We start from the raw sequence: 13,199 nt of genomic DNA, 5'->3' as shown, positions 1-13,199 counted from the left end.
TCCTCAAGAATTCATTGACAAAAAAGGATTGCCCTCAGTTTTACGCAATACCAACTCAGCTAAAGAATGAACATTGTCAATATTGTGATGTAGCGTCTCGGCAATTAACTGACTCAACGGCAAGAGCGTTAATGGTGTCAGGATAATTTCTTGAAGCACTGCCCCTTTTTTTCGCAGTTTTTCTAGCATTAATGCTAATGGATGCGTTTGATTTACTTCATTATCTCGATAGGCTCCAATCAAAAATAGTGATTGGGTTTGCTCATCAAGGAGCATCAACTCGATTAACTTCAGCGTTGCTGAGTCTATCCACTGCAAATCATCTAAGAAGATCACCAGGGGATGTGATTCTGAACAAAACACCCGCACAAACTGCCCAAAGATTCGATGAAAGCGATTTTGAGCTTCAGTTGCTCCAATTTCTGGGACGGGTGGCTGCTTACCAATAATTAATTCAACTTCCGGGATCACATCAATGATAATTTGTCCGTTGGTTTCTAAAGCTATTAGAAGGTGCGATCGCCACTGTTGCACTTTGTCATTTGGTTCGCCAAGTATTTGCTGCACCAATTTTTGCAGGGCAGATGCGATCGCGCTGTAGGGAATATTGCGCTGAAATTGATCAAATTTACCAGAGATAAAATAGCCGCGCTTTTGGGTAATTGGTTTATAGATTTCCTGCACTAACGCAGATTTCCCAATGCCAGCATAGCCAGATACCAACATCATTTCGACTTGGAATTTTGGATTGCCCGCTTGTTCTCTGTGTTCCGAATTCTTTGATAAAGTAGCGACGCAATTTGACTCTGAACACGCTACGCGATTAAACGCCGCCAGTAACATTGCAACTTCCTTGTCCCGTCCATACAGTTTTTGGGGAATTTGAAACTTACCCGAAACGTCTTGAAACCCAAGTTGAATGCTAGAGATTTGACAGATTTCTGCTAATTCAGCACAGATTTCTAAATCTGCTTTGATTCCCCAAGCACTCTGATAGCGATCTTCTGCATTTTTCGCCATCAGTTTGAAAATGATATCTGAAACTGGCTTAGGAATCGTTGTATTTATTTCATGAGGTGGAACAGAGCGATCTTCTGCATTTTTCGCCATCAGTTTGAAAATGATATCTGAAACTGGCTTAGGAATCGTTGTATTTATTTCATGAGGTGGAACAGGCTGTTTAGCTATATGACAGTGGACTAACTCAAGTATGTCGGTTGTGGGAAACGGCAGATGTCCGGTTAGCAGTTCGTAAAATGTCACACCAAGGGAGTAAAAATCGGTGCGGTAATCGAGTAAACGGTTCATCCGCCCGGTTTGCTCCTTCTAAGTTGTGGTCTGAGTCTGGCAACAATGCGATTATTATTACTTGGGATGAAGATAGTAATCCTCCTGACAAAGCCCAAATTCAAGGTTGTTGTGGTTTCGATCCTGATAGCAAAGCTAACTTTGGCGGCGGTCACATTGCGACGATTGTGATTACTAATCACGCCTCACAGCGCATTGTAGATAACACACCCTATAATCACTACTCATTGCTACGAACTACTGAAGATGCTTTTGGCATCTATGAATACTTAAACTCTGCTAATGACACGACTAAAGGAGTTAGACCGATGACCAATCTATTTGTGAAAAAATAATCAAGATATAATCTACTACACCAACTCTTTCAGCATTCACAATTTTATAACTGCCTGGTAGTTTCATTGTTGACCTGTAATTTGATAAATAAGCATAGTACAACTCAGATTTTAAAATCTTGCACCAACATTAAAGGGAGAAAAACAAAAAGTTTTCTCCCTTTAACTAATTTATTAAGTATTCTTCTGATTCTTCAACTATTCTGACTCCTGAATTATTACCAATTTATTTAGGTGTAAATTGGCCTAGTAGTCTGATTCCAATGCTGAATCGAACGTATCCTATTCTGACTCCAAAACATATTATCGAAAGGGGATTTTTTCTAGCAGTGGAAGCGATCGCTAATCTCAATCATAATTTGACACAGCTTCAGCAACCAACTCATTCTAGTTTGACGGTTGCCACCGGAGACTCATCAAAGGTAATGGTCAGAATTGCTTACTTGACAATTAATGCTACTTTCTGAGTAGATGCATAATTTGGCAACACTTGATTCAATTTTGCTTCATTAAGATGTAGATGATCTTCTAACACAGCAGAGATAACATCCCGAAAATCAGTGGTAATAGCCAAGTCCCTACCTTGATAAAGTTGGGCTGTAGATAGGCTAGGCCATTCACCGTAAACTTTACCGCCGCGAATTTGACCGCCCAAAACCCACATAACATTCCCATGACCGTGGTCAGTACCACCGTTATCATTTTGCTTGACTGTACGACCAAACTCGGACATTACAACAATTATTGTATTCTGGTAAACGCTCCCCAAACTTTTGACTAAAGCTGCCAAACCATTACCCAATTTTTTTAAGTTCCGAGCTAACTGTCCTTCAGTGCTACCTTGATTGACATGAGTATCCCAACCCCCCAAAGCCATAAACCCTAACTCAATTCTGGAATCTTTGAGCATTAGTTGCGCTAATCGTTGGGCATCGCTGGCGAAACCATCAGGTGAAGGCGCACCATTATTCGCCAAATTCATTTCACTATCTAGGTCACTCATGATCGCCTGACGCGCCATTCGTCCTTGGTGATAGGTCTGACTTAAAGCATCATTACTGCTATAAAGTCGATCGAATGCTGCTGCTAATTGAGGACGATCTATTGGCAGAGGTCTCTTAGCATTCCTCCCTGATGCAATGTTAGCTACAGGCATTCGGCCAGAAAAAATCCAGGGTGTTGTTTCTCCAACGCTTACTGCTTGAATGGGTGTTTTTTGAGAAATCACCCCTAGTAAACGATTCATCCAACCATCCTGAGTATGCTTGTTGCCAGGAGTAGCGTTTTCCATATATTGTTGAGCATCAAAGTGAGAGCGAGTTGGATCGGGAGAACCACAAGCATGAACAAATGCCAAGCTGTTCTGCTGCCATTCTGGTATCAAAGTAGCTAATGCTGGATGCAACCCAAAGCGTCCATCTAAATCTATTACTCCCCCTTCCTTCCCTGGTTGGGGAATAGCAATTTGCGGTCGGGCTTGATAGTAAGCTGTCTCTGAGTAAGGAACTACGATGTTTAAACCGTCTACCGCGCCACGAAGGAAAATTACAATTAAGCGCTTCTGGTTACTATTTTGGGTAGCGGATCTAGCCACCCAAGCATTGCTAGCTATAGCTGCGATCGCGGAAGTGGAAAAAATTCCACTTTGGATTAAGAAGTCACGTCTTTTCATAATTAAAATTACTGAAGTTTTATAACTTCAAAATTGTGTAACTAACGATGCATAAATTCTGGACTGCCCAAAATTAAAGCACTATGAATTTGAGGGGAACTAGAGGCGATCGCTTCCTGGGTTTTTATTGAAAACGAATTGCCCAAGGTATTGGTTAGTTGCGAAGCATCTACAGGAATACTAGGAGACTTTTGTAAAGGTCTTTGCCCTGTGCCAATTGTTTGCTGTCCCTGTTCCATATTTGTGGGGATGCTTGATAAGGGTAAATTTCCATTAGCGATCGCCAAAGCAAAACTGAGGCGGCGATTCATTGCATCAGGATTTAACCACACATCTGCTGTGTTTTTGTAACCATCTGGAGTTTGGCAACCGTATAAAGGCATTCCCATCTGTTGCAGCAGATTGGAGATTGGTTTTGTGTTATTTACTTCGACACCTGTAGCCCGTACCGCAGAGATAGCGTATTGAAGTGGTGTTTTAAACTTGGCATTAAAGTTTTTTGCATCCCAGAATTCCCGGCTGTGGAATAGGGTGTTGAGAACCTCACGAATATTGCCATCAGTGGCAAGATAACGTTGTGTGAGATTGTTTACCAGATCAGTTGGGGGAACATCGCTGACAAAATATTGAGCTATCTGATAGCTGATGTGATGTGCAGTCACCGGACTACGGGCCAAAATATCTAAAGCTTTCTCCCCTTGGGCTTCACCACCGCTTTTTATTGTGTGTCCCAAGAAAACTTTGTCGCTAAAATCATGACGTTTTGGATTAAAGTAAAATCCGAAACTATTATCTGTCTGCTGACCGGGACGACTAAAACCCCAACCACTTAAAATTCGCGCCAGAGCAATCACATCTTGCTGAGTATACCCTCCATCTACGCCGAGAGTGTGTAGCTCCATCAGTTCGCGGGCATAGTTCTCATTCAAACCTCGAATATTACCTTGGGCATCAGGGCGACTGTCAGCCCGATTTTGGAAGTTGTCTAGATAATACTGCATAGCTGGATGATGAGCGGTTGCTCCTAATAAGTCACGAAAGTGACCCAAAGCGTAAGGTCGAATTGCCTGTTGTTCATAAGCTCCCACCCAGAGGCGATCGCGTCCTTTAGCAGCATCCACATTAAAATGGTTGTACCAAAAGTCCACCATCACTTCCTGGAGTTGTCGCTGACTGCTAGTTGCCTCTAATAATCGCGCCTGGACTGCCTGATCTAGTACCTGTTTAGCCCTTTCATTGGCAGCTTTTCTTTCAGACTGGGTGGGTTTTTGTCCTGGAAGATTTGTTGTGCCATATTCTAAAAGTTCCACCGGATTCAAGTGGAGAGTATCTAGCTGCTTTAGTTGGCTGGTGAGACTTTGCGGTTCGGGAATCGATTCGGGTGAGAGTTGCTCCTGAATGTATCGCTCTACACCCATAGACTCCACTCTTTGCACGTCTCCCGGACGAGGGCCAAAACTGAGGCGATTAATTATATGTAATACCTTTGGGTCAACAGGTGTGGAGGCTGCATTACCAGGGGCAATTCCTCCCAGTAAGAGCAACAGCAACAACACCCAATATTTCGGCTTTACAGTCATAGAGCTAATTTTGCCGTGCTGGAGGATTTTTCTTATACATGCGATCGGCAAATTTCTGCCGTTGCTCTGGGTTTAAGATTTCCCGGATGGCAAGGGTATTTTCAAACTGCATATCAGCAAGTTGCTGCTTTACAAGCTTAATTTGGTTATATTTACCCCGGACTTGCTCTTTAGTAGCTCTCCCTACTATCAAATCGTGTAATTCCTGTTGTCCTTGACGTATCTCTTGTGATTTTTGGGCTATCTGCTGTTTTGATTGATTACGAATTTCCTTAATCTGTTGCAGTTGTTGGGATGTCAAACTTAAATCCTTGAGCCATCCCCGTGATTTACCAGGATTTGGATGAGGTGAACTAGTGGGGGTTTGGGCAATGACTTGGTGTGAAAGTAAAGTTGGCTTGGCCAGAGCAATAGTGCTACCAAGTGCAACCATCGCCACCGCCAAAATGGAAACACGACGGATTAACATTAAAGCGATCTCCTATTCAGTATCTAAGTCTGTAGAATGCCATACATCACTTTCCAGATGTTGGTTACTGACTGTACCTTGCCAATTACTTTCAATAAAGGCTTCCAATGTGGCAAGTTCAGCCGGACTCGGTTGAGCCGGTATAAAGGCACGGTAGCCAACTATAGCAGCGACTAATCCAGCAGCAAGAGCAGGCAGAACTAACCTCAGCCTTGAATAGTGGCGTAAGGGTGACAAAGGCCAGGCTTTCACCTGTTGTAAAATTTGTTGTTCTAAATCCGGCGAGGCTGGCGGAACTTCTTGGCGATGTTGGCGCAGAAAATTAATTAAATCAGGATCGTCATTGGGCAACTTTGTCATAGCTGTACTCCTTGGTTTTGGAGAAATTGACGCATGGCAGCACGAGCATGGAATAGGCGTGATTTGACTGTTCCTAGTGGAATGTCTAGGATTTGTGCAATCTCTTTTTGAGGTACTTCTTCCAAATCATGCAAAACCAATATCGTGCGATGGTCAAAACTTAGGTTTGCTAGTCCCCGTTGCACAAGGTCTTGATAATGCAGATTCATTAACTCTGGGGCTTCCTGTTGGGTAGGAGTTTTTTCAGTCAGAATCTGTAACTGAGTTCGCCTTTTAACATCTGCCTGTCGTTGGTCACAAGCCACGTTCCAAGCGATTCGGTACAGCCAGGTGGAAAATTTTGCTGTTTGGCGAAACTTGGGCAATCCTTTCCAGGCTTGCAGAAACACTTCCTGCACCACATCATCCAGACTGGCAGGAGTACAGAGTTTGTAGAGGATTGACCTCACTCTTTGCTGATGACGACGGTAAAGCTGACCGTAGCTTTGGGTATCACCCCACAGGCACTGCTGTACTAGATGACTGTCAGATTCGCTTTCTGATTCACCAATCAATGAATTTGCTTTTGAAACCTCGGCGGGCACAACTAACACTTGAGGCGTTCTCCTCTATTCGTTTGTTGCTTGTATTTATTTAGACCGGATGAATGTGAAAAAGGTTCAAATGAGTTAGAAGTTGGAAAAAACAAAACTATGTTAAGAAAGTCCAATTGAACTAAAACCCTTTTTTATTCTGCCTTCTGCTTTATCCCAACTAAAAATATTTACGCAGTTCTACTTAGTATTTTTTGAAATCGTTATCTGCTAACTGAACCTTTTGTAAAAGCAAGAAGTCTAAAACTATAGATTTCTGGTTCAATCAAAGGTATATCTTTACAATACTCCGGACAATTTTTATTTGAGGGAATAGACAAGAAAGCTATCGAACCATTAAGGTGCTGATTACAAAAAACTTGCACCGATTCGATAGCCATATGGAAATTGTACAAAGCTTACTGACCAAAATGGGAATTTTCCACAAACCGCAGATCAAAGCATTAACAACGCTATTTGCCACGATTCTAATTGCCTGTGGCAAGGTAAACAAAACCCAATTTGAGTCGCTACAGCCAACGAACAGAGAGAACTTATCGCCGACAGTTTAAAAAACAGTTTGACAACGCTAGAGTTCAACGCGGAAGTAATTAAAGCAGCAACGTCTGAAAATCACTCAATGATTGCCCTCATGGATTGCTCATTCATTGCCAAAAGCGGCAAAAAGACCTTTGGACTCGACCAATTTTACAATGGCAGTCATAATCGAGTCGAGAGAGGGTTAGAAGTGTCCTTGGTGGCAGTGGTAGATGTAGAAACTGAAGTAGGCTATGGTCTGCTTGCTGAACAAACATTTGACCAAACCTTCTGTCCAGACCTGACGCGGATGGACTACTATCTCCACCACCTGGAAATTACTCAACCTCAATTACCTCCCCAAGTTCGCTACCTTGCTGTAGATGGAGCATATGCCAAGGAGCCTTTTGTCACAGGGGTCAGGGCACTCAACCTGGATGTGATTAGTAAACTGCGCCGAGACGCGAATCTACGATATGTGTTCGAGGGCGAACAGAAAGCACGGAGAGCTAAACGCAAATATGATGGCAAAGTTGATCTAGCCGACCCTACTGGCTTGACTTGGGTACGCGAATTACAATCAGGCGTTGAACTCTACACAGCAGTTGTATGGCACGTTTCACTCAAGCGCAAGATCCATCTGGCTTATTTACTTGATCGCCGTAAGCCTAACAAGCCAAGTTATGCTGTCTTATTCTCGACAGATATCAACCAATCGGCAGACGATATTTATCGTTTCTACAAACTGCGCTTTCAAATCGAATTCATCTTCCGCGATGCTAAACAATTTACCGGGCTGAGTGATTGTCAAGCCCGTGATGTTAAAAAGCTTGATTTTCATTTCAATGCCAGTTTCACCGCATTAAATCTTGCCAAGCTCGATGCTCATCAACAGCAATCAGGTCAGAAACCCTTTGTCTTTTCAATGGCAAGTGTCAAGCGACGGGCACTCAATGACCATTTGCTCGACACCTTTATTTCAACGTTAGGACTCTCGCTGACTCTAATTAAATCCCATCCTAACTACTTGGCACGAGTTATACCAGTGTAAAACAGGTTTCGGGTTAACATCATAATAGTGCTGCATATAGATTGGCAGAACTATCACCGGATATTCTGAGCCTTGGCTTTTATGAATAGAAATGCTCCAGGCAAGGGCAATTTCATTCAGGTCAGCGTAATCGTAAACCACAGTCCGCTCACCATACAGTACTGTAACTTCCTGCTCGACAGTATCAATGGTGAGGATTATTCCCAAGTCGCCGTTGAAAACTTCGCGGTTGAAGTCGTTGGTTAGCTGGATGATGCGATCGCCCTCACGTAACAAATTCCCACCTCTGTTAATCTCCACCTTGTTGGGGCTGGGTGGATTAATCAACTGCTGCAACACGGTATTAAGATTGCGAGTACCCACAACTCCCCGTGTCATCGGGCAAAGCACTTGGACATCAGTGGCAGGATTAAAACCTAAGCCGGGGAGCAAGTCTGTAATCAATTCGCAGATTGCCTGTACACCATGTTCGGGCTGATGTCCGCCGCCATACCAAATACAATCGGACATGGGATTATCAGATATAGGCTCAATTGTGGGATAAATTAGACTTGTCCGAAATATTAACTTAGGAAAATAAAAATGGTAAAACGTTAAGTTGAGCGTTTACCATTTTTCAGAATTAGTTATGGTTTTTGATTATATCGAGAAATATCCACACAGAACAAAACAAATTTTAGGGATTAGTTACAAGCAACTACAATCATTATTAAATTGCGCCATAAAACGACACCAAGACATCAAAACTAAACAGGAGAGTCAGAAAATTAGAATGAATGCATCTGGTGGTGGTCGTCCCGAAAAGTTATCAACCGACGAACAAGTATGTTTGTGCTTATTTTATCTAAGACAGATGCCAACTTTTCTTGTATTAGGAATTTTATTTGAGGTATCGAAGACAGAGGCTAACGATACTTTTCATTACTGGATACCAATCCTGCGAGACATTTTACCCGCTAGTTTATTAGAACAAGTATCAAATAATGAGAGTGATTTACTATTTGTTCAAGAAATATTAACCAATTTTCGGCTGTTAGTCGATAGTCTAGAACAACCAATATATAGGGATTCTGACCAAAAGGAACAACAAAAATATTTTTCTGGTAAGAAGAGGCAACATACATTAAAAAGTTTAATGATTGGGATACCAGAAGGTAAGGATATTGTAGAAGTAGAGATAGGCGTTCCTGGGCCAACAGCAGATATAAAATTGTTTCGTCAATCTCAGCACAAATTTGATAAATCTCAAACTTTTTCAGGTGATAAAGGGTTTCAAGGTGGCGAAAACATCACTACTCCTCATAAAAGAAAACCGAAGCGAGAATTAACTCAACAGCAAAAAGATGAAAACAAGGCTTTATCTAGTAATCGAATATTCATTGAACATTTAATTCGATTACTTAAAATATTTCGCATAGCTTCACAAAGATTTCGATTAAAGCTCGATACTTATGAACAAATTATTTTCACAGTATGTGGATTGGTTAGATTAAGAATAGGTAGCTTAATTTTGCCAACTTAACTACTAAGAGTAGTTAGGAAAATCTCAAAAAATAGGAGTGATATTTTATGCCTCTAAACTAACAGTAACTGTCTCAAAGCCTTATTACTGCGTTTTTCCGCAAATATCAAAGTTTTGCCTCAAAGCTTTGAACAGTCTGGCTTTGGAGTTTTCGGACAAGTCTATTCCTCGATTAATTTGATGAGCAGCAGTGATAATTACACTTGTTTGAGCTTGGCGGAATACCTGAGTTAACCGCACTACTGGCACGCAACCAGAATTAATCAAATCAGCGAGTATTTGACCTGGGCCCACAGATGGTAACTGGTCAATGTCACCCACCAACAATAGTAGAGCGCCAGCTAATACTGCTTTCACCAAGGAGTAAGCCAGAAACAAATCAAGCATACTGGCTTCGTCAGCGATAATTGCCGTGTGGGGTAAAGGATTTTCGCTATCGCGCTTGAAACCCCTTGAACAGGGTCAAATTCTAACAATCGATGTATGGTTTTGGCTTCTAGCCCAGTCATTTCACCCAAACGTTGAGCAGCTCGTCCAGTAGGTGCAGCCAGGGCAATAGATTTCCCCATCGCTTTCCACAAACTGACAATTGTGTGGGTAGTGAAAGTCTTTCCAACGCCAGGGCCACCAGTCAGGATCATGATTTTGGAATAAGCTGCTGTTTCTACGGCTTGACGTTGCTGTTCTGAAAGCTGGATTTTACGGCTAGCAGTAAAGCGGTCAATCCAATCACGCACGCGCTCAATATCAGTACCGACAGGATTTTCCAAGCGTTGGCGTATCAGTTGAGCTAAATTCTGTTCTGTATGAAAGTAAGTCGGTTTGTAGCAAAGTAATGTTTTATCCTCATCCCACTCTCTAATCAGGTCGTCTGCTAGAGCCATATCCTTAAATAATGAGCGCGATCGCTTCTTCTGTAGGCTGATGAGATTCGGTAGTCAGCAGTTTAATTACCGACTCAATCAATTCTGGCTGAGGTAGGTAACAGTGACCATCTTCAGCAGCCTCACTTAGACAGTGGATAATCCCCGCACGATAACGAAATTCTGAGTCTGGGGCAATTCCTATATTTCTCGCAATCTTGTCAGCAGTTAGAAAGCCAATCCCGTAGATGTCGGCTGCTAGCTGGTAGGGGTTTTTGGTTACAGTGGCGATCGCCTCATCCTTATACTGTTTGTAAATCTTCACGGCATAAGTGGTAGAAACGCCATGTCCTTGGAGAAACACCATCACTTCTTTTATCGCTTTTTGGGTTGACCACTCCCGGTTCGCCCATTTTTTAGCGATGCCCTGGACTTCAATCAGTCGTTCAATCTGATTTTCGATAATTTCAAGAGTTTCAAGTCCAAAGTGAGCTACGATACCCTTGGCTGTGACTATCCCTACACCTTTAATTAGTCCACTGCCCAAATATTTCTCAATTCCGGTGAGAGTGGCAGGTTTTGTTTCCTGGTAGTTGATGACTTGGAATTGTGGCCCAAACTGCGGATGGTCACGCCAAAAACCCGTAAGTTGCAGAGTTTGACCTGGTTGAATATTAGCAAAGCTGCCGACAATTGTTGTGAGTTCGTTGCTTCGGGGGCGGGTCAGCCTTGCCACAGTATAGTCTGACTCAGTAGAGTAAAACCCACATTCCGCAGGTATATCAGGTGAGAAGATAATATTTTCGGCAAGGCGCACCAAGAAATTGGAGAATCCATCGTCGTTCGTCAGTAAGATTGGTAATGTGTTGAAAGCCAGCGATCGTTACCAGATGAATCGACATGAAACATTGAAACACCCACCGCATCGTAGGAGAGGCAGTTGGTTTACCCAATTGATTGTTGATGGTTTGTTTTGCTTGAGCTAGAGCTTGGCGTAACGCCCGTTGTCCCAAAGTGTAAACTAACAAGCATAGACCCATGACCATTGCTAAAGCAGCAACACGTTCTTTCGAGTTGAGAAAAACACTGCTGGTAAAAAATAAAGGGTCTTTGAGAAAACGAAAACCACGCTCAGTAGATTGCTGGGCTTTGTACTGCTTGAGTAAGTCATCATTGCTCAATTGTTGAGCATCAAGAACATTGGTAGCCAAAATAAAACGCCCGGCTCGTTGTTTTTCAGTGGCAATTGCTAGCTCGTTAGGTACAACAGTCGCACGAATTTGATAGTAACACTGTTGTGGTTGAGCATCTTTACGTGGTCTGCCTGATTTGGCATGGCGTTTGTGTTCGATAATTTCTAGTTCAGCAAGTTCATGAAAGCGTTGCTGAGTCTCAAAACGCCCTGAAGCCTGTATCGCGTCTGCGGCACAAGCAAATTCTTGTTGTGACAACTGTCGCAGTTGAGATTGTGCTTGTTGGAGGTGCTTAGTCAGACGTTTTTCCAGTTGCTTTAAATCTGCTGCGGCACGAGCTTCACTTTCCACCACTAGCCAACGCTGTTTGACTCCACCATAATCGCAGCAACACTCTGCTATTCGGTAGCCTGTGACTATGCTATCCACAAAAGCTTCCTGACTCATTTTCTCCAAGAGTAATTGGGCAGTAGTCAGTGTGGCTGGAACTCGTGATAGCCATCGCAAAGAATCCATTTGTTTAAGATTGCCTTCGGTGTAGAGTGCTGCATCCGCTACAAACAAAGCATCTATTTCCCATTGGTGACGAAATTCTTTCAAGATTTGAGCAAACACGGCTGAGTCGGCTTCATTCCCATCTGCCACTCTTAGATTTAGATATAGAGGAATATCCCCGTCTCCACTGCACATCAGGTCTACAATAAACTGTTTCAGGTCTGGTCGATGATCTCTTGAGTATCCTTTTGTGATTGTTATCTCTCTTGGCTTGCCTGAACCTTCTGTTGAGTTGTTGGTATATTCTCCATGCACATGAAACGAACTTGAATCCAAGTGTAAACTGTCCTTTTCCACCCCAAACTTCTTGGCTGCTGCCAGTGCTACTGTCACAAATACTTGTGTTAATCCCGCTTCATACAGTTTGTCCAAGACTCTGCCCAAGCGGTCATCATTCAAGTGTTCTGGACTTATACCTTCCCCTAGTAAATGCTCTGTGGCTTTGCCTACAAAGAACTTCTCAAATAGGTATAGTGGCGCACTTACTAAACCCAAGCCATTGAGAATCATTGCTTTGACTGCTTGACCTGAACTGACTATTTCTTGGTGATGTGTTCCCAGTATTTGGTTGATTTGCTCTACCAAACACATTTGATCAATAATCCCTGCCACTATCCCACAGTGGTCAATATCTTGTACTCTTATTTCTGATACTGATGGTGTCATTCATCAAAAATACCATTGATCTCCTCTCTTACCTGCGGAATGTAGGGTAAAAAGTTAGGCGTTCTACAACTCCAGTGATTATTTCGTGTTGAGGAAAGGCGCTTACTTGTTGGGGGAAAGATTAGGGGGAGTGGACATTGCCTGTTAGAAGAGGCCGCACATTATTATAATACTGAAGTTGGTTAATTGTAGTATCATAAATACTATATTTTTTGAGATTACAGTAATAGTAGATGATAAGGTCAAAAATACTGCTTTATTTAACCATACGATGTCTACGGTCGCAAGCTATGCAAGTTAGATATCAAAGGTTGGTGAGAGTGAAATGTGTTGTACAAAACCCTAGATTTTACTTTAATAAAGCTTCAATTTGGCCTAACAACTTCTCTAAAACTTTTGCTTTATTAGGATCTTCCCAGATTTTAGCTTGCTTAACTCGCTGATAGGCTTCCTTCATCCGATTAGTCAGGATATCCGGCTGTGAAGACTTAGGAGGTTGAACTGATTAGACTTGTC

The 13,199-nt window shown here is 42.5% G+C and carries 11 protein-coding genes and 2 pseudogenes; 4 read left to right on the top strand and 9 right to left on the bottom strand.

The genetic code is table 11. From position 1 onward, the window contains the following. Positions 1-3: 3 nt before the first annotated feature. A complete protein-coding gene (locus tag FBB35_RS08790; RefSeq protein ID WP_254625884.1) occupies positions 4-1,308 on the bottom strand; it encodes an AAA family ATPase in 1,305 nt (434 codons plus the stop codon). Between FBB35_RS08790 and FBB35_RS08785 the strand changes: the two genes are divergently transcribed. Then, positions 1,257-1,643 (top strand): alkaline phosphatase family protein, encoded by a 387-nt coding sequence (locus FBB35_RS08785; RefSeq protein ID WP_174709310.1) that lies wholly within the window; start codon positions 1,257-1,259, stop codon positions 1,641-1,643. The genes FBB35_RS08790 and FBB35_RS08785 overlap by 52 nt on opposite strands. A gap of 263 nt (positions 1,644-1,906) precedes the next feature. Continuing rightward, entirely contained in the window at positions 1,907-2,110 is a 204-nt protein-coding gene (locus FBB35_RS08780; RefSeq protein ID WP_174709309.1) for a hypothetical protein, read from the top strand. Here FBB35_RS08780 and FBB35_RS08775 read toward each other — a convergent pair. From FBB35_RS08775 to FBB35_RS08755, 5 genes are read right to left on the bottom strand one after another with little or no spacing between them, the layout of a single operon-like run. Next, positions 2,083-3,315 (bottom strand): DUF1501 domain-containing protein, encoded by a 1,233-nt coding sequence (locus tag FBB35_RS08775; protein ID WP_174709308.1) that lies wholly within the window; start codon positions 3,313-3,315, stop codon positions 2,083-2,085. The two genes, FBB35_RS08780 and FBB35_RS08775, sit on opposite strands and share 28 nt — an antisense overlap. A gap of 41 nt (positions 3,316-3,356) precedes the next feature. Next, positions 3,357-4,895, bottom strand: coding sequence for a DUF1800 domain-containing protein (locus tag FBB35_RS08770; RefSeq protein WP_174709307.1), 1,539 nt, complete (start codon positions 4,893-4,895; stop codon positions 3,357-3,359). 4 nt (positions 4,896-4,899) lie between these two features. Continuing rightward, complete coding sequence (locus FBB35_RS08765) at positions 4,900-5,364, bottom strand: Spy/CpxP family protein refolding chaperone (protein ID WP_174709306.1); 465 nt, start codon at positions 5,362-5,364, stop codon at positions 4,900-4,902. 12 nt (positions 5,365-5,376) lie between these two features. Further along, positions 5,377-5,724 carry a hypothetical protein gene (locus FBB35_RS08760; RefSeq protein WP_174709305.1) on the bottom strand — a complete coding sequence of 116 codons (348 nt, stop codon included), beginning with the start codon at positions 5,722-5,724 and terminating at the stop codon, positions 5,377-5,379. Continuing rightward, positions 5,721-6,308, bottom strand: coding sequence for a sigma-70 family RNA polymerase sigma factor (locus FBB35_RS08755; RefSeq protein ID WP_254625883.1), 588 nt, complete (start codon positions 6,306-6,308; stop codon positions 5,721-5,723). The genes FBB35_RS08760 and FBB35_RS08755 overlap by 4 nt, the downstream gene beginning before the upstream one ends. A 655-nt stretch (positions 6,309-6,963) precedes the next feature. On the opposite strand from FBB35_RS08755, the gene FBB35_RS08750 reads away from it, so the two are divergent. Then, a complete protein-coding gene (locus FBB35_RS08750; protein WP_174713568.1) occupies positions 6,964-7,884 on the top strand; it encodes a transposase in 921 nt (306 codons plus the stop codon). Here FBB35_RS08750 and FBB35_RS08745 read toward each other — a convergent pair. Next, a pseudogene (locus FBB35_RS08745) lies at positions 7,860-8,427 on the bottom strand (ATP-binding domain-containing protein); the annotation flags it as partial. The gene FBB35_RS08750 and the pseudogene FBB35_RS08745 sit on opposite strands and share 25 nt — an antisense overlap. A gap of 229 nt (positions 8,428-8,656) precedes the next feature. Between FBB35_RS08745 and FBB35_RS08740 the strand changes: the two are divergent. Then, the gene (locus FBB35_RS08740) at positions 8,657-9,406 is read left to right on the top strand and encodes a transposase family protein (RefSeq protein WP_368041826.1); all 750 of its coding nucleotides are present in this window, start codon (positions 8,657-8,659) and stop codon (positions 9,404-9,406) included. A gap of 165 nt (positions 9,407-9,571) precedes the next feature. On the opposite strand, the pseudogene FBB35_RS34515 reads toward FBB35_RS08740, so the two are convergent. Both FBB35_RS34515 and FBB35_RS08725 read right to left on the bottom strand, forming a co-directional pair. Next, positions 9,572-11,032 (bottom strand): annotated as a pseudogene (locus FBB35_RS34515) (AAA family ATPase); the annotation flags it as partial. Between the two features lie 19 nt (positions 11,033-11,051). Next, complete coding sequence (locus FBB35_RS08725) at positions 11,052-12,683, bottom strand: IS1634 family transposase (protein ID WP_174708162.1); 1,632 nt, start codon at positions 12,681-12,683, stop codon at positions 11,052-11,054. Positions 12,684-13,199 lie beyond the last annotated feature (516 nt).

This window comes from Nostoc sp. TCL240-02 (assembly GCF_013343235.1).
In the GTDB taxonomy this organism is placed as follows: Bacteria; Cyanobacteriota; Cyanobacteriia; order Cyanobacteriales; family Nostocaceae; genus Nostoc.
The sequence above is the reverse complement of the archived record's forward strand: the minus strand, read 5'-3'. Positions and strand labels throughout refer to the sequence as shown.